This window comes from Rummeliibacillus pycnus (assembly GCF_044359855.1).
Classification (GTDB): Bacteria; Bacillota; Bacilli; order Bacillales_A; family Planococcaceae; genus Rummeliibacillus; species Rummeliibacillus pycnus_A.
The window spans coordinates 1,421,527-1,439,066 of sequence record NZ_CP132291.1; the positions used below are offsets into that span (position 1 = coordinate 1,421,527).

General features: G+C 35.8%; 15 protein-coding genes. 1 reads left to right on the forward strand and 14 read right to left on the reverse strand.

Going from position 1 to position 17,540, the window contains the following annotated elements; genetic code table 11:
* Window positions 1–32: 32 nt before the first annotated feature.
* From uvrC to zapA, 12 genes are all read right to left on the reverse strand, one after another.
* Window positions 33–1,808 carry an excinuclease ABC subunit UvrC gene (gene uvrC, locus Q8X41_RS07035; protein ID WP_397539541.1) on the reverse strand — a complete coding sequence of 592 codons (1,776 nt, stop codon included), beginning with the start codon at window positions 1,806–1,808 and terminating at the stop codon, window positions 33–35.
* A 67-nt stretch (window positions 1,809–1,875) separates the two neighbouring features.
* Window positions 1,876–2,190 (reverse strand): thioredoxin, encoded by a 315-nt coding sequence (trxA, locus tag Q8X41_RS07040; protein WP_397539542.1) that lies wholly within the window; start codon window positions 2,188–2,190, stop codon window positions 1,876–1,878.
* A gap of 153 nt (window positions 2,191–2,343) precedes the next feature.
* Complete coding sequence (locus tag Q8X41_RS07045; protein WP_397539543.1) at window positions 2,344–3,321, reverse strand: electron transfer flavoprotein subunit alpha/FixB family protein; 978 nt, start codon at window positions 3,319–3,321, stop codon at window positions 2,344–2,346.
* A 30-nt stretch (window positions 3,322–3,351) separates the two neighbouring features.
* Window positions 3,352–4,125, reverse strand: coding sequence for an electron transfer flavoprotein subunit beta/FixA family protein (locus tag Q8X41_RS07050; RefSeq protein ID WP_397539544.1), 774 nt, complete (start codon window positions 4,123–4,125; stop codon window positions 3,352–3,354).
* 21 nt (window positions 4,126–4,146) lie between these two features.
* Window positions 4,147–4,920, reverse strand: a complete 774-nt coding sequence (locus Q8X41_RS07055; RefSeq protein WP_397539545.1) for an enoyl-CoA hydratase — start codon at window positions 4,918–4,920, stop codon at window positions 4,147–4,149.
* A 63-nt stretch (window positions 4,921–4,983) separates the two neighbouring features.
* Window positions 4,984–5,568, reverse strand: coding sequence for a TetR/AcrR family transcriptional regulator (locus Q8X41_RS07060; RefSeq protein WP_397539546.1), 585 nt, complete (start codon window positions 5,566–5,568; stop codon window positions 4,984–4,986).
* 101 nt (window positions 5,569–5,669) lie between these two features.
* On the reverse strand, window positions 5,670–7,358 hold the full coding sequence (locus Q8X41_RS07065) for an AMP-binding protein (RefSeq protein WP_397539547.1): 1,689 nt from the start codon (window positions 7,356–7,358) through the stop codon (window positions 5,670–5,672).
* 784 nt (window positions 7,359–8,142) lie between these two features.
* Window positions 8,143–8,556: a DUF350 domain-containing protein gene (locus tag Q8X41_RS07070; protein ID WP_397539548.1), complete on the reverse strand. Its 414-nt coding sequence runs from the start codon at window positions 8,554–8,556 to the stop codon at window positions 8,143–8,145.
* A gap of 24 nt (window positions 8,557–8,580) precedes the next feature.
* Window positions 8,581–10,947, reverse strand: coding sequence for an endonuclease MutS2 (locus tag Q8X41_RS07075; protein WP_397539549.1), 2,367 nt, complete (start codon window positions 10,945–10,947; stop codon window positions 8,581–8,583).
* Between the two features lie 14 nt (window positions 10,948–10,961).
* Window positions 10,962–12,665, reverse strand: coding sequence for a DNA polymerase/3'-5' exonuclease PolX (polX, locus tag Q8X41_RS07080; protein ID WP_397539550.1), 1,704 nt, complete (start codon window positions 12,663–12,665; stop codon window positions 10,962–10,964).
* 61 nt (window positions 12,666–12,726) lie between these two features.
* Window positions 12,727–13,266, reverse strand: a complete 540-nt coding sequence (locus Q8X41_RS07085; RefSeq protein WP_397539551.1) for a CvpA family protein — start codon at window positions 13,264–13,266, stop codon at window positions 12,727–12,729.
* Window positions 13,259–13,531, reverse strand: a complete 273-nt coding sequence (zapA, locus tag Q8X41_RS07090; RefSeq protein WP_397539552.1) for a cell division protein ZapA — start codon at window positions 13,529–13,531, stop codon at window positions 13,259–13,261. The genes Q8X41_RS07085 and zapA overlap by 8 nt, the downstream gene beginning before the upstream one ends.
* An 88-nt stretch (window positions 13,532–13,619) precedes the next feature.
* On the opposite strand from zapA, the gene rnhC reads away from it, so the two are divergent.
* The gene (gene rnhC, locus Q8X41_RS07095) at window positions 13,620–14,555 is read left to right on the forward strand and encodes a ribonuclease HIII (protein WP_397539553.1); all 936 of its coding nucleotides are present in this window, start codon (window positions 13,620–13,622) and stop codon (window positions 14,553–14,555) included.
* Between the two features lie 247 nt (window positions 14,556–14,802).
* On the opposite strand, the gene Q8X41_RS07100 is transcribed toward rnhC, so the two are convergent.
* A complete protein-coding gene (locus Q8X41_RS07100) occupies window positions 14,803–16,611 on the reverse strand; it encodes an ABC transporter substrate-binding protein (RefSeq protein WP_397539554.1) in 1,809 nt (602 codons plus the stop codon).
* 16 nt (window positions 16,612–16,627) lie between these two features.
* Window positions 16,628–17,530 carry an ABC transporter permease gene (locus Q8X41_RS07105; RefSeq protein WP_397539555.1) on the reverse strand — a complete coding sequence of 301 codons (903 nt, stop codon included), beginning with the start codon at window positions 17,528–17,530 and terminating at the stop codon, window positions 16,628–16,630.
* Between the last annotated feature and the right edge of the window lie 10 nt (window positions 17,531–17,540).

The following is a 17,540-nucleotide window of genomic DNA, read 5'->3' on the forward strand; positions in this document are numbered from 1 at the left end:
CTAAAGATACCATACGTTTTAATATCTAGCAATCATTTTTTCAAAAAATAGTCAATTATTGCACTACTTAGTTTTTTAGGAACACCCGCATCTTGCAATTCTTCAAAAGTTGCTTCTTTAATCTTCTTGATTGAACCAAAATGTTTTAATAATTGTTGTTTTCTTTTAGGACCCACTCCTGGAATTTCATCCAAAACAGAAGTAATCGCATTTTTTTCATGTAATTGTCTATGAAATGTAATTGCAAAGCGGTGAACTTCATCTTGAACCCGTTGCAATAGATAAAAAGCTTCACTCGTACGCTTTAACGGAATAATTTCAGGAGGATTACCATACAAAAGTTGTGACGTTTGGTGCTTATCATCCTTTGCTAATCCTGCAATTGGAATATCGAGTCCAAGCTCATCCTCTAAAATTTCTCTCGCTACTTCCATTTGCCCTTTTCCTCCATCTGTAACTAGTAAATCAGGTAAAGGAAGGCCTTCTTTTAATACACGTGTGTATCGACGACGAATAACTTCACGCATTGCGCCATAGTCATCATGAGCACCTGCATTTTGAATTTTAAATTTTCGATATTCCTTTTTACTTGGTTTTCCATCTATAAAAACAACCATTGCTGAAACCGTGTCTGATCCAAAGATATGGGAATTATCAAATGCTTCAATACGAAGCGGTGTAATAATATTCATCGCATCCCCAAGTTCTTCGCACGCTCCGATCGTTCTTTTCTCTTGTCTTTCGATTAATTGGAATTTCTCAGTAATCGCAATTTGTGCATTCTTTGAAGCTAAATCTAGTAATTCCTTTTTTCTACCTTTTTGTGGTTTTACTACTTTAATTTCTAACACTTGTTGAAGCATATCTCCATCAATTTCTTGAGGAATAAGGATTTCCTTTGGCTTTATATGGTCAGCTTTTTCATAGAATTGGCCAACATAAGTTAAAAATTCTTCTTCAGGCTCACCGTAAGAAGGGAAAAGGGATACGTCTCGCTCTATTAATTTCCCTTGCCTTACAAAGAAAACTTGAACACACATCCAGCCTTTATCAACTGTATACCCAAAGACATCACGATTGGTAAAATCAGTTGTTGTGATTTTTTGTTTTTCCATCACAGTTTCAATATGTGCAATTTGGTCTCTGTACTCTTTAGCACGTTCAAAATCTAACTGTTCAGAGGCAGCAAGCATTTTCTGCTGTAAGTCCTCTTTAACAGCTGCATGTCCACCATTTAGGAAACTTGTGATTTCCTGTACCATTTCGTCAAAAGTCTCTTTTTCAATATCTTTTACACATGGCGCTAAGCATTGCCCTAGATGGTAATACAAGCAAATACGATTTGGAAGTGTCTGACATTTACGTAAAGGATATAATCGATCCAGTAATTTTTTTGTTTCATTGGCTGCATACACATTAGGATATGGGCCAAAATATTTCCCCTTGTCTTTTTTTACTTTACGAACCGTAAGTAATCTCGGGTACTTTTCATTTGTAATCTTTATATAAGGATATGATTTATCATCCTTCAACATAATATTGTATTTTGGATCATGTAACTTAATCAAATTTAGCTCTAGTAAAAATGCTTCTATATTTGAGGATGTTACGATGTATTCGAAATCTTCTATTTCACTAACAAGACGTTGAGTTTTGCCGTTATGAGTTCCTGTGAAATAGGAGCGGACGCGATTTTTCAATACTTTTGCTTTTCCAACGTAAATAATTGTACCTTGACGATCTTTCATCAAATAACAACCTGGTTGATCAGGTAGGATTGCTAATTTTTGTTTTATTAAGTCATTCATCAAATCACCTCTAAAAAAAACCGGGCACCTTGTAGGGACCCGGTTTCGTTTATGAACCCAAAAATGATTAAGCGTGTTTTTGGATGAATTCAGCTAATGCTTCTTTTGGTTGGAAACCAACAGTTTTATCAACTTGTTCTCCATCTTTGAACAATAACAGAGTTGGGATTGACATAATACCAAATTGGCTAGCTGTTTCTTGGTTTTGGTCAACATCAACTTTGACGATGTTTACTTTACCTTCTAATTCTTGATCTAATTCTTCTAAAACTGGAGCAATCATTTTACATGGTCCGCACCAAGTTGCCCAGAAATCTACTAATACTAATCCGTTTGCAATATCATTTGAAAAAGTTGCATCTGTTGAATGTACAATTGCCATTTTACATTTCCTCCTTAAACTCTATGTATCGGTAGTGTAGCATAAAAAAAAATGTCAAGCGACTGTTCTGCTCACTTCACCGCTATTTTAACATAATATTAGATTTAAATTGAAACAAAAAGCTCTGCAATTAGCAGAGCTTTCTTTATTTTCTTAAGATTTAACTGCTACACTTTTAAATTCTTCAATTAACATAGGGACGACTTCAAATAAGTCTCCTACGATTCCATAATCTGCTACTTTGAAAATATTAGCTTCTGGATCTTTGTTAATTGCAACGATAATCTTAGAATTGGACATACCAGCTAAATGTTGGATTGCTCCTGAAATACCGCAAGCAATATATAAATCTGGTGTTACAACTTTACCTGTTTGTCCGATTTGTAGTGAATAATCGCAATAATCAGCATCACAAGCACCACGTGAAGCACCAACAGCGCCACCTAAAAGATTAGCTAACTCTTGTAATGGAGTAAAACCTTCAGCACTCTTCACACCACGTCCACCAGATACTACTACTTTTGCTTCTGATAAATCTACACCTTCTGCTGCCTTACGAACTACTTCTTTAATAACTGTACGTAAATTCGTAATCTCTACAGACTGGCTTGAAACTTCACCTGAGCGAGATTCATCTTTTTCAAGTGGAGCTATATTATTTGGACGAATTGTGATAAACACAATTCCTTCTTTTACTTTTACTTTCTCAAATGCTTTTCCTGAATAAATTGGACGGATAAATAGTGCATCGTCCCCTTCACCCTCTATTGCAGTAACATCTGAGATTAAACCACTTTGTAATTTACTAGCAATCTTAGGCGACAAGTCTTTACCCATTGCTGTATGACCAAATACGATAGCATCTGGATTTTCTGCATCTGCAACAGCTTTGAATGCTTGGCTAAAACCATCAGAAGTATATTGTTTTAAATGTGGATGTTCTACAGTCACTATGCGGTCTGCACCATATTGAATTAGCTCAGAGCTTAATATTTCAACAGCATCACCGATTAGAACGCCAACTACTTCACCATCTCCAGCAATTGTTTTTGCTGCTGCAATTGCTTCAAACGAAACATTTCTTAAAGTTCCTTCACGTACTTCACCTAATACTAATACTTTTTTTGTCATGTGATTCCCTCCTCAGCAATGTAAATCAGCTTAAATAACTTTCGCTTCTGAATGTAGTAATTGAACAAGTTCTTTTACTTGATCTTGTAATTCACCTTGTAGAACACGACCAGCTTCTTTTTGTGCTGGCAAGAAAATTTCTACTGTTTCTGTTTTCGCTTCTACATCATCTTCGTCAATATCTAGATCATCTAATTCTAGTTCTTCTAATGGTTTTTTCTTCGCTTTCATAATTCCAGGTAAAGAAGGATAACGTGGTTCATTTAATCCTTGTTGTGCTGTAACTAATAGAGGTAGAGACGCTTCAAGTACTTCTGAGTCCCCTTCTACATCACGCACGATTTTAACTGTATCACCATCAATTTCAAGCTTTGTAATGGTTGTTACATAATTTATATCTAGTAATTCAGCAACTCGTGGACCAACTTGACCAGAACCTCCGTCAATTGCTACATTACCACCTAAAATTAAATCTGCATCTTTATCTTTCAAGTATTCGGCTAAAATATATGCTACAGAATATTGATCTAACTCTTCAACATCATCTTCTGCATTGATTAGTACTGCTTTATCGGCACCCATAGCTAATGCTGTGCGAAGTTGTTTCTCAGCGTCTTCTCCGCCAATTGTTACAACTGTCACTTCGCCACCTTGTGCATCACGAATTTGAATGGCTTCTTCAATTGCATATTCATCATATGGATTGATGATAAATTCAGCACCATCTTCTTGAATAACGCCACCATTTAATACGATTTTCTCTTCAGTGTCAAAAGTTCGTTTAACTAATACATAAATGTTCATATTATTAACCTCCTAATACTTTTATTTTCCTTTGAAAACAGGCTCTCTTTTTTCGATAAATGCAGCGATTCCTTCTTTAGCATCTTCTGAAACAAAAACAGTTCCGAAACTTTCTGCTTCAGCTGAAATACCATCATAGAAAGAAGATGTTTTAGAAAATTGCAACATTTCAATTGCTGTTTTTAATGCAATCGGGCTTTTCTTTGCAATTTTCTTGGCAGTTTTTAATGACTCTTCTAATAAAACTTCCTCTGGTACTACACAATTTGCAAGACCCCATTTTACTGCATCTACTCCCGAAATAGGTTCACTTGTGAACATCATTTCAGCGGCTTTTGCAACACCAACATAGCGAGGGAGCCGTTGTGTACCACCAAATCCAGGAATTAAGCCAAGTTGTAATTCTGGTAAACCTAATTTTGCTGTTTCACTCACATAACGGAAGTGACAGCTCATAGCAAGCTCAAGTCCACCACCCAGAGCTGCACCATGGATCGCAGCAATTACTGGCTTTGAAAACTTCTCAAGTCTCTCAAAAACAACTTGTCCTTTAGTTGATAATTTTTCAAACTCATTGCTTGATGATACTTCAGTAAATTCTTTAATATCCGCACCAGCAGAAAAGAATCTACCTTCACCATGTAGCAATACAACGCGTACATCTGCATTATCTTCAACTGCATCTAGTAGCAGATTTACCTCTTCAATTAACGCTCGAGATAACGCATTTGCAGGTGGACGATTAATCGTTGCGACCGCTACCCCTTCGTCCACTATATAACTTAGATATTCCATTCCCCATATCCTCCCTTGTGAAAAAATATGTATGTGGCAAAGTTGTGAAACTTTGCTACCCCTTTAACCTTTTTGAATCCCTTTTAACAAAATCTGATGAACGCGTGGTGCCATTGTAACTAAATCATATTTTTGCTCTTTCATTACCCACGTTGTTGATACTTCATCAATCGTTCCAAAGATTACTTGTCTTACAAGACGCATATCAATGTCTTTCATAAACTCACCAGCTTCAATACCCATTTTTAAAATCTCATCAAGTAATTTTAGATATTCTTTTAATATGCTGTTGATTTTCAATCGAAGGTCTTTATTCGATTGACGAAGTTCTAATTGAGTAACGATTGCTAAATGATGATCTTCTGAGAGTACTTTAAAATGCCCCTCAATCATTCGGTAAAGCATTTCTGAAGCTGAAGTGCTCTCTTTTATTATATCTTGTAAATTATCTACAAATAAAGACATTTTTTCCTCAAACACTGAAATTAATATATCTTCTTTGTTTTTAAAATATAAATAAATGGTTCCATCAGCGACGCCAGCTTGTTTTGCAATTTTGGAAACTTGTGCTTGGTGATAACCATTTTCCGCAATTACGATGACAGCAGCGTCAATTATTTGTCTATATTTTGGTTTGTTTTTCTTCAATACGATCACCACCGGTTTATTATGAAAATATGAATGACTATTCATTCATATTTTCATAATATATTTTCAACCGTTCGTTGTCAAGTAAGGGTTTAACTTTTTCATATTGTTTGTTCTAGCTTTGTCTTTTCCTCTTCAACTAATGTTCTACGTAATATTTTGCCTACAGCTGTTTTTGGTAATTCAGAACGGAAATCATATATACGTGGCACCTTATATGCTGCCAAATTTGCTCTACAATACTTGTTTAATTCTTCTTCTGATACTTGATATCCATCTTTTAAAACTATATAAGCTTTTACAGTCTCTCCACGATAAGGATCTGGCACACCAGCAACTACGCATTCCTGAATAGCTTCATGCTCATATAAAACTTCTTCTACTTCTCTGGGATAGATATTAAAGCCACCTGCAATAATAATATCCTTTTTACGATCGACTACAAAGAAATACCCTTCTTCGTTCATATAGCCTAAATCTCCCGTTAATAACCAGCCGTCTCTTAATGTCATCTCGGTTTCTTCAGGACGATTCCAATAACCTTTCATTACTTGCGGCCCTTTCACAGCAATTTCACCAATTTCGCCAATTGGTAACGATTCTGTCGTATCTGTCTTGAAAATAGCAGCGTCTGTATCAGGCCAAGGTACACCGATTGACCCTTTCACACGTTCCCCATGCCAGATAAAATTTGAATGTGTTACCGGTGAAGATTCTGTTAAACCATATCCTTCAACGAGCTTTCCTCCAGTCACTTTTTCAAACCTTTCTTGTACTTCAACTGGTAAAGGAGCCGAGCCACTTATACACGCTTTTATCGAAGAAAGATCGTACTTATTAATTTCAGGATGATTCAACAAACCAATGTACAAAGTTGGAGCGCCTGGAAATAATGTCGTCTTATGTTTTTGAATCATTTTTAATGCATCAGTTGCATCGAATTTAGGCATTAACACCATCTTATCTCCCCGCATTACTGAAAGTAGTAATACGGTTGTCATTCCATATACATGGAAAAACGGCAATACTCCCATGATAACTTCTTTCCCAGGTATACACTCAGACATCCACGCACTACACATTTGTACGTTTGCGACTAAGTTTTTATGAGTTAGCATGACACCTTTTGGAAATCCTGTTGTACCTCCTGTATATTGCAGTAAAGCTATGTCCTCTTCATAATTTGAAGTAAATTTGATTACATTAACTTCACCAATCTTCATAATTTCTGTGAAAAGATGATTAGAACCACTGTGCTCAACTGTCACTTTAAAACCATATTCCTTTTTTTGCACAAACGGATACAATAGATTCTTTGGAAACGGTAAAAAGTCTTTAATACCTGTAATAATGATATTCTCTAAATCTGTATTCTTCCAAACTTTCATAATTCTAGGGTAAAGGATATCCAATGTGACGATTACTTTTGCCCCTGCATCCTTTAGCTGATACTCTACTTCGCGCTCTGTATAGAGTGGATTCGTCTGAACAACTATACCACCCGCATATAATACCCCATAATATGCAATAACACTTTGCGGACAATTCGGTAGCATTAGCGCTACACGATCATCCTTTTTAATCCCTATTTTCACTAGATAATTTGCAAATTTTAATGAGGAATCATATAACTCTTTATACGTAATATCTTTACCTAGAAAATGAATCGCAATTTTTTTAGGAGTTTTCTCTACAGCCCTCGTCAAATATTCTTGTAATGGAATTTCTTCGTATTCCATTGTTTTAGGAATATTAGGCGGATAGTTCTTTAACCAAATCTTTTCAGTCAATCGAAACGCCCCCCTTTTTACGAATTGTTAGAATATTTATAAGTTTAATTATAAGTAATAATGAGTGCGCTTTCAATTAATAATTATTATATTTGCGATTTTTCTAGATATAAATCAACTATTCGAGCATTATTCTACTTTTGTTTTTTTAATATTTAACCAGAGGTTGATTCTGTAGTTAAAGTAGATTGTATGGTTTGTTCACCCATATTCAGTTGATTGGAGTGGAGGTGACGGCTCCTGCGGGAAAAGCGGGAGGTCACTGAAAAACGATTGTATACCTAATTTATATAGTACAAACCTGCTATAACATGAAGTGGAATCAGCTTCGCTTTCCGCGGGCGAACCGACGAGCCTCCTCGCTTCGCTGCGGGGTCTCTCTGGCTCGCTTTCCCGCAGGAGTCTTCGCTGATTCCACTTCAACAAAAATTGCATCACAAAATTTTATTATTAAAATTCATGCATCTTGATTTTTTCAGTGGTCTCAAAAGCTGCTCGGCTCGACCCCACCCGTGGAAAGAGTCCACCTTAGCGGAAATCAAGGGTTATTTACCTTTATTTATTGTAATAGAAAAAACTGCAGTCAAACTCAAAATTCATCGAGTTTGACTACAGCAAGAGATTAGACATAAACCTAATCTTTAATCGTTATTCAGCTTCAAAATTAAACTGTTACTCTTTTAATCTAATGCATCATTAAATATATAATGCCTGTTATGACGAAGAGACCACAAACAACCATCAACACTTTTGCTAAAGTTTCCATACTTACTCTCCTAAACTGCTAAGAAATACTTGCTCCTATTACAAATGATAGTCCAACTGAAATCGTAAAGGAAATAAAACCCACGGATCTATTATCCTTTTCAATTTCATGGTCTATATTAAATGTAGGTGTCAAAAATTCAAAGAGAATATAAGCAAAAATTAGTAAAGTAAATCCAAACAATCCCCATCCAATCATTTCAATAAGCGAATTATGACGTTCAATGGAGTAGCGGAAAATATTACATACCCCTAATATTTTTCCACCAGTTGCTAAGGAAACTGCAACATTGCCATTCTTTATTTCTTGCCAATTTTTATATTTGGTAACAAGCTCAAATATTACCATGGCTAATACAAGACAAAGTACGACTACACTAAAATATCCTGTTGTTTGAACAATAGGATGCTGCCAAAAGCTACTCAGCAACATACAATCCCACCCCCAAATTTTTCTCTATTTTAACTCAACAACAGTCACGCCGTAACCACCTTCACCCGCTTCACCGAAACGGAATGATTTCACGCGTTTATGCCGTTTAAGTAGTGATTGTATACCTTGGCGCAATGCACCCGTGCCTTTACCGTGAATAATAGATACTCGGTTATAATTTGATAATAATGCGTCATCCAAGTATTTTTCCGTACGAACTATTGCGTCTTCATAGCGTTCACCACGTAAATCTAATTCAAGTTTAACATATGAATCTCGATTGCGAACATTTGCTACTGAAACAGTGTCTTTTACCTTCTCAGGTTTTACATATTCTAAGTCAGATTCATCAAGTTTCATTTTCAAAATACCAATTTGAACAATCCACTCTTGGTCAGATACTTTTTCAAGCAATGTTCCTTTTTGACCGTAACTTAATACTTTGACTTCATCACCTTTTTGAAGGTTAACAGCGCGTGCATTTGCTTGACGTTGTTTTTTCAAAATGCGATTTTCAGCAGGAGCAGCTTCTTCGAGTCGTTTACGAGCTTCAATAAGTTCATGCTCTTTTACAACTTTGTTTGCATTTAAACGCATTTTATGAAGCTCGTCAATGACTTCTTCGGCCTCTCTTTTTGCATCGTCAACAATTTTACGTGCTTTTTCTTTGGCCTTTTTCGCTAACTCTTCCTTGTTTTCTTCATAGTCTTTTAATTTTGCATCAAGCTCTGCTTGGAGTTTTTCTGCTTCTTCAAGAAGTTGATGCGAACGTTCTGCATCTGCTTCGGATTTACGACGACTTTCTTCAAGTGATGCAATCATTGATTCAACTTCATGACGATCTGTGCCAGTAAATGATTTTGCACTTTTAATAATATGTTCCGGTAAACCTAGGCGTGAAGAAATTTCAAAGGCATTACTACGTCCTGGAACACCAATTAATAAGCGATAAGTTGGACTTAGTGTTTCAACATCAAATTCAACACTTGCATTGACTACGCCTTGACGGTTATAGCCATATGCTTTTAGCTCAGGATAGTGGGTTGTCGCCATGACGCGAGCACCTCTGCCATGTGCTTCATCTAAAATAGAGATGGCAAGGGCAGCACCTTCTTGAGGGTCTGTTCCAGCACCCAGCTCATCAAATAAGACAAGTGACTGTTCATCAAATTGTTGTAGGATATCTACAATATTCACCATATGACTAGAGAATGTACTTAAACTTTGCTCGATTGATTGCTCATCACCAATATCCGCAAATAGTTGCGTAAAGACTGAAAGTTCTGAGCCATCTAGAGCCGGTATTGGAATACCCGCTTGTGCCATTAAAGTACATAAGCCTACTGTCTTTAATGTGACCGTTTTACCACCTGTATTTGGACCAGTAATAACGATTGCTGTAATATCACGGCCAAATTCAATATCGTTTGCTACTGCTATATCGATTGGTAATAGTGGGTGACGTGCTTTTCCTAAATTAATATAACCTTCATCATTCATTATTGGCATTGTGCATTTATTGGCTTGACCATATTTTGCTTTTGCTAAAATAATATCAATTTCTCCTAGTAATTGAACTAGTGAAAATAGTGAATGTGCCACTTCTTGCACTAAAGCTGAAAGATGAAGCAATATTTTTTGGATTTCTACTTTTTCCTTTGCTCTTAAACGGTGAATCTCGTTATTCGCTTGTACTACAGCATCTGGTTCAATATACAGTGTTTGACCTGAAGCAGACTGATCATGCACGATACCACCGTAATGACCACGGTATTCTTGTTTTACCGGAATAACAAAACGGTCGTTACGAATCGTAACAATAGAATCTGATAGCATTTTGGAAGCATTGCTACCACGTGTTAGACTTGCTAATTTTTCACGTACACGCCCTTCTTGTGCTCGAAGTTGTTGGCGGATTGAACGCAATTCAGAACTTGCTGAATCCATTACACTTGCATTCTCATCGATACAAGAATTGATTTCATGTTGTAGTCCCGTTAGAACTGGGATATCATTTTTCTTTTGGATAAAGTAAGGTATTTGAATATCACCTTCTGCTTCAATATCTTCGATGAATTCTCGGAATATTCGGCTAGCACGAATCGTACTTGAAATTTCCATCAATTCTTGTGGACTAAGCATGCCACCAATTTGTGCGCGTTTTGCATGTGGGCGAATATCGAAAATTCCTCCCATTGGTACATTTGCCTTAACACGAAGTATCGATAGACCTTCATCCATCTCATCTAATAATGCTTTTACTTTTTCTAAATCTGTTTCAGGAACTAATTTATCAATTGCTGCTGTTCCAATTGAACACGTGCAATAAGTTGCTACTTGTGCTCGTACTTTATCAAACTCTAGTGTTTTTAGTGCGCGTTCTGCAATCACTAAAAAAACACCTCCTATTTATTCTCTATATACTTCACGAAGTCTTCTAGCGACCATGTGTTAACTATGTTTTCTTTTTTCAACCATGCTTTTTGAGCATATTTTGTTCCAATATCCATAAAACGAAGCTGTTCGATGGCGTGTGCGTCTGTATTAATTGCAATAGGAACACCTGCTTTGGCAGCCATTTCCAAATGTTCTACACAAAGATCAAGTCGATAAGGATTAGCATTTAACTCTAAAATTTTACCATATTCTTGCGCCCATGCAATAAGCTGAGCTATATCAGGATTATACCCATCTCTTTGACCAATAACACGACCTGTTGGATGTGCAATCATATCAACATGTGGATTTTTTATCGCATTATGTAGTCGTTCCATAATTTTCTCTTGTGGTTGTGAAAAACTAGAGTGAATAGATGCTGTAACAAAGTCTAGCTCTGCCATTACGTCATCTTCAAAATCAAGTGAACCATCTGGTAAAATATCCATCTCAGTTCCTGCTAACAAACGGAAGTTAGGGTGCTGTTCGTTAAAAGCCCAAATTTCTTTACGTTGTTCTACTAATCGTTCTGGCGTAAGTCCATTGGCTACTTTTAAATATTGAGAGTGATCAGTAATCACTGCATATTGATAGCCTTTAGCTATTAATGCCTCACCCATTTCATGAACTGCATGCGCACCATCAGACCAAGTTGTATGCATATGCAAATCTGATTTGATATCACTGAGATGCACGAGCTTTGGAATTTCATCTAAACGATCAAATTCATGTGTCCCTGCTCTTACAGTAGGTGGGATAAAGGGTAAATCAAAATGAGCAAAGAACTCTTTTTCGGAGCTAAATGTTAATACAGAACCATCCGTTTGCTCTACTCCATATTCACTAATTTTCTCACCACGCTCTTTTGCAATCTGTCTCATCCGTACGTTATGTTCTTTCGATCCAGTGAAATGATGAAGTGCTGTTGCATATTCATCAAGTGTGACTAAACGAAAATCAACATTTACATCGTCTGTTTGTAAGGTAACAGAAACTTTGGTATCTCCAGCTGCAATAATTTCTTTGATTATTAATTTTGATAGTAAAGCTTCTTTTACAGCCTCTGGATTACTTGTTGCAATGATAAAGTCAACGTCCTTACTTTGCTCTTTTACACGTCTAAAGCTTCCCGCAACAGATGATTGTTCAATTTCTGGTATTTCTTGCAATGTATTTTCAATGTCAGCTACCACTTCTTCTAATAGCCATACCGGATGAAACTCAGCTCTTTGTCCAAAACTCTCAAGTTCTTTTAAGATTTTTTCTTCTGTTTTCTTTCCAAAACCAGAAAGGGCCGATACCTTTCCTTCTTCACATGCTTTTTTTAGGCTTTCAGCTGAATCTACACCAAGTTCTTGATAAAGCTTAGCAATTTTCTTACCACCAAGACCAGGTAATTTTAGCAATGGTGGTAACCCCTTTGGAACTTCTTCCTCCAGTTGAATAAGCACTTCAGATCGACCATTTTCTAATAAGTCATGAATAACAGCTGCAGTTCCTTTACCAATTCCTTTGATTGCAGTAATATCTTCAATTTCACTCATGCTTCTAGTATCTGCCTCTAATGCAGCTGAAGCTTTACGAAATGCTGCTATTTTAAAAGGGTTAACGCCTTGAAGCTCTAAATAGATTGCAATTTTCTCAAGTGTTTGAATAATCTTCTTTTTATTCATCGTATTTCCTCCTTATCGACAAAAGACTTCCCTCTAAAGAGAGAAGTCTAATTCTACTTTTTTATTTCATATAAACAAACCATAAATCTTGGAATGTTTTTGATATAATCGGCGTGTATTCAAGCATTAACTTTGTTAAGAATGATGCATCTACATATTTTTGGACACCTTCAATTGGAATTAGTGCCAATACATATAGCACGATGAAAATAAGTAAATATGCCTCAATAAACCCAAGAACTCCGCCTAATATACGATTTAAGCCACCCAAGATTGGAATATGTCTTAAAAAATCAAATAATGATGCCACTATTTGTATTGCAAACTTGACAACAAAGAATATTAACGCAAACGCTAATAATTGATAGAATGTTTGGCTTATGTCTAATTGCTCTACAGCAAATTTTAATGTAGTATTTTGATCAACGGAAGGATATGGAATCCATAGAACCAATTTTTCCGCTAATGGTTTATAATAGAGATAAGCTACAATTATTGAGATTAAAAAGCCAACCATTTGGATTAGCTGAACTACTAAACCTCTTCTAGCACCACTCACTAATCCAGCAAATAATAAAATAATTATAATTAAATCAACCATTCACTTCATCCTTTAAATTTTTCAATTCTGTTTCTAGTATTTCTACTTGGTTTTTTAATTTCAAGTAATCGTTTACTGCATTACATGCAGTAAGGACGGCTAGCTTGGCACTGTCGAGGCTTGGATTTGCACGCTTAATCACACGCATTTGGTCGTCTACAGTTGCCGCTACAAATCGCATAAGTCCTGCTGATTCTGTCCCAACTATATTATAAGTTTGACCGAAGATTTCAACTGAAACCCGATTTTTTCGTTGCACAGACATTGCCTCAACCTCCTTTAAAGTCCTATTTCTTATGATAACATGAAGTGTTTAAGTTGTGAATTATTTAAGAAGAAAGGAATTATAAAATATGTCTAATATTGTAATTAAACTAACCCCAAAGGTTCAAAAAGATGTTATGAACTACTATTCTCAAAATATCGTAGAACGCAAAGCACCTGGTGTTATTTTTGCCGCAAAACTTGCTGACTGTGTGATCACTATCTATTCATCTGGTAAAGTAATGTTCCAAGGTGGCGGATGTGAACGCGAAGCCAAACAGTGGAAAAATCAAGCAGAAGATACGCCTACTATGACGTTATCAAAAGGAGATACGTTGCCTAAAAACCTATCCTCTTTATCTGTAATTGGCTCTGATGAAACAGGAACGGGCGATTATTTTGGTCCTATTACAGTTGCTGCCGTCTATGTACCACAAGACAAAATTGAATTGGTGAAAGAGTTAGGTGTCAAGGATTCTAAAATGTTATCAGATGATTATATGCTAAAAATCGCATCTGACCTAAAAGCTACTCTTCCTCACTGTGTGCTGACACTGCATAATGAAAAGTATAATCTTGTACAAGCCGCTGGCGCTTCTCAGGGTAAAATGAAAGCACAACTTCACAATCAAGCAATTGGCCGACTTTTAGAAAAGATTGAACCTGAAAAACCGGAATATGTTCTAATTGATCAATTTGCTGAAAGAAAAACTTACTATAATTATCTTAAAAATGAAAAAGAAATCGTTACAGAAAACGTGCTATTTGCCACAAAAGCAGAACAAATCCACCTTGCTGTAGCCGCTGCTTCTATTTTAGCTCGATGTGCCTTTTTATCGGAAATGGACAAACTAAGTAAATTAATCGGCGTCACACTACCGAAAGGTGCAAGTCATAAAGTAGATGAAATAGCCGCCCAAATTTTACTTGCGCAAGGCGAAGATGCTCTTCATAGTGTAACTAAGTGGCATTTTGCTAATACACAAAAAGCTTCTCACATTGCTTCTAAAAAGAGATTTAGATAGTATTTAACCTTTTCGAATTAGTCTTTGTTACTCTCAATTAGTATAGCTAACTATTATTGCAAAAATATAACCGTAATATTATTTTTCAAAAAAACATTTACAGTGTCAAAATCTTGAATTAGATCTTGACACTGTAAACCCATAGTTTCATAAAGTAATAAATAAAAAAATGCCAATGGGAATTGAACTATTCTCCATTGGCACTTTTAATTTTAGCTTTTAAATCATCTAATCTTCGTAGATTAAATTATTTGCTTGATTTTACTGGTTCTTCAGCAGTTATTTCAACGTTTTGAAGATTATCTTTTGTATCTTTCAAATAATCAATACTCCAATTTTTCACACGTTTGTTAATTGGAATCAATTCAGTACGGAAATACATTGGAATTACAGGAGCTTGTTCACTCATATAATTTTGCCAATTTTTGAATGCTTCCGCACGGTGAGCAGGATCTAAAGATGCTTCAGAATCGATATCATTTAACAAGGACGTTAAGTCATTAGAGACAAAGCGTGTATAGCTAAATGGAGCCTCTTTCGAGTAGATTCCCATTGGAGATGGATTGGTACCTGTACCCCAAGCAGCCATATACATATCGATGTCCTTATCATCAGCTTTAACTTTATCGTAGAAGCTATTAAATTCGATTGTACGACCAGTTGTTAGCTGAACATCTAAGCCAACCTTTTTCCAGTTTTGAAGGTAAAATTGAACAATTTTTTCATCTTTATCAGATCCAGCAATTGCCGCTAACTGAATTGTGAATTTTTTACCATTTGGATCTTCACGAAGACCATCTTTATTTGTATCTTTGTACCCTGCTTCATCAAGTAATGATTTTGCCTTCTCTGGATCATATTTATATCCAGCTAAAGAATCATCATAGTAGGATGCAAACACTGGTGGAATTAGTGAATTCGCACGAGTTCGAAGGCCTTCATAATATACCTTTCCTACTTCTTCAATATTCATTGCGTAAGCAACTGCTTGACGTAATTTAACATTATTCATTTTTGCATTTTCATTTGTTACGTTAACTTTTTCTTTTGTATCAAATTTACCTACTTTGAAACCAAGATAAGAATATGCTAATTCCGGACGACCCAATACATCGAGGTTATCTAAATCTTTAATAGATGCATAATCATTAGATGGATAGTTTGGTAATGTAACATCATACTTACCTGCTTTAAGTGCTGCTGCAATTGAAGTAGGTGGTACTACTTCAATAACTACTTTGTCTAATTTAGGCTTGCCTTTCCAGTAATTTTCATTTGCAACTAATTGAACAGATTCACCTTTTACAATTTTGTCAACTTTGAAAGCACCAAGTGTAACTGGATTTGTACGAACTGCATCAGATTTAACTAAATCTTTTACAGGAATGTCTTTTAATTGATGTTTTGGTGCTGCATAAGTCCATAGCCCATCACCACCAGAGTAGATTGCTGGTGAGATTTTTTTGAATGAAATTTCCATTGTGTAATCATCCACTTTTTTAATACCAGAAATATCTTTTGCTTTTCCGTTATGGTATTCAATTGCACCGATGATATTTTGTAAATCAGCATCATAACGAACCCCAGTATAGTCTTTATCCGCTATGATGTAGTATGGATAAATTACATCATCGATTGTTAAAGGTTTACCGTCAGACCATTTAACACCTTTTTTTATCGTAACTGTTGCTTTTTTTGCTTTTTCATCAACAGTTAATTTACCTAAGCCAGTATCTGAAATTAGGAAATCTTCTTTTGTTTCAAATATTGAGTTTGTAACGAAATTTAAGATTTCTGCATCATATTGATCTTCATAAAGCTCCCATGAGAAAACCCCTTGGAAAGGTGAACTAGTTTGTAAAGCTACTCTTAAAGTTCCTCCTTTAACTGGATTGCCATCATTTTTTGCCTCACTTTTAAGTAAACTTGTGTCTACTTTTTCTTTTTCGCCTTTTTTTCCACCTTCTTTAGTATCTGAACCTGAGCCACCACATGCAGCTAGCGCAAGTACTAATGCACAAACTAAAGAAAGTAAAAACCATTTCCTCTTCTTCATCCAATCTCCTCCTTTGTTATCCTAATCTTTGTTTTGCATCTGCTGAACGGCGTAAAGCCTGCCCAACATAATTTATGCCTAACATCAATACTAATATTAATAATGATGCTGGTAACCATACCCACCACTTTTCAGATAATACCATTGGATTACTTGCATAACTTACAAGTGTTCCTAAACTAGGTGTTGTAGGTGGTAATCCAAATCCAAGGAATGATAACCCCGTTTCAATTCCTACATTACCTGCAAAGTTTAAAGTCATTTCTACAATTAAAATTGAGCTTAAATTTGGCATAATACCCTTAAACATTATGACAAAATCACTTGTCCCCATTGTTTTAGAAGCATTCACATAATCTCGTCTAGATTCAGATAATGCTTTACTTCGGACAAGCCTTGCCGTCCCAACCCATAAGAATAAACTCATGATTAATATAAAAGTGATTACATTGTATTTCGGAACAATCGTTACGAAAACAATGATGATCATCAAAGTTGGTAGAGTCATAAAGAAATCAATCACACGCATAAATATATTATCAATCATACCGCCATAATAGCCGGTAATGATTCCAATTGCTATGCCTAGTATGCCAGTAATTATTGTGATGACTACAGCAATCGCCATGGAATTACGAGCACCGATGATTAGTTGTCCTAATACATCGCTTCCCCCTTGGTCAGCACCTAGGAGAAAACCATTTGTACCTGGTTCAGCGAATTCATCTAATAAACTAATTTCCATTAATTTTTCTTGATCAATGAATGGTGCCCATATGAATACGCCAATTATAATAAGTAATAATATGATTAGTGATAACATCGCAATTTTATCTTTTTTAAATTCACGCCAGATGACCTTAAAACCGGTTGCAGGCGTACTTTCAAGTTCAATTGTTCTTTCCTGTATTTTTTGCATTTCATGTCAC

What these genes read in the sequence shown, in the direction of transcription:
- Q8X41_RS07085 (WP_397539551.1), bottom strand. Translation starts at nt 13,266, where the DNA reads ATGGTTGATTTAATTATAATTATTTTATTATTTGCTGGATTAGTGAGT.
- Q8X41_RS07105 (WP_397539555.1), bottom strand. Translation starts at nt 17,530, where the DNA reads ATGCAAAAAATACAGGAAAGAACAATTGAACTTGAAAGTACGCCTGCA.
- uvrC (WP_397539541.1), bottom strand. Translation starts at nt 1,808, where the DNA reads ATGAATGACTTAATAAAACAAAAATTAGCAATCCTACCTGATCAACCA.
- Q8X41_RS07050 (WP_397539544.1), bottom strand. Translation starts at nt 4,125, where the DNA reads ATGAACATTTATGTATTAGTTAAACGAACTTTTGACACTGAAGAGAAA.
- polX (WP_397539550.1), bottom strand. Translation starts at nt 12,665, where the DNA reads ATGAATAAAAAGAAGATTATTCAAACACTTGAGAAAATTGCAATCTAT.
- Q8X41_RS07045 (WP_397539543.1), bottom strand. Translation starts at nt 3,321, where the DNA reads ATGACAAAAAAAGTATTAGTATTAGGTGAAGTACGTGAAGGAACTTTA.
- Q8X41_RS07055 (WP_397539545.1), bottom strand. Translation starts at nt 4,920, where the DNA reads ATGGAATATCTAAGTTATATAGTGGACGAAGGGGTAGCGGTCGCAACG.
- zapA (WP_397539552.1), bottom strand. Translation starts at nt 13,531, where the DNA reads ATGTCTGTGCAACGAAAAAATCGGGTTTCAGTTGAAATCTTCGGTCAA.
- rnhC (WP_397539553.1), top strand. Translation starts at nt 13,620, where the DNA reads ATGTCTAATATTGTAATTAAACTAACCCCAAAGGTTCAAAAAGATGTT.
- Q8X41_RS07070 (WP_397539548.1), bottom strand. Translation starts at nt 8,556, where the DNA reads ATGTTGCTGAGTAGCTTTTGGCAGCATCCTATTGTTCAAACAACAGGA.
- Q8X41_RS07100 (WP_397539554.1), bottom strand. Translation starts at nt 16,611, where the DNA reads ATGAAGAAGAGGAAATGGTTTTTACTTTCTTTAGTTTGTGCATTAGTA.
- trxA (WP_397539542.1), bottom strand. Translation starts at nt 2,190, where the DNA reads ATGGCAATTGTACATTCAACAGATGCAACTTTTTCAAATGATATTGCA.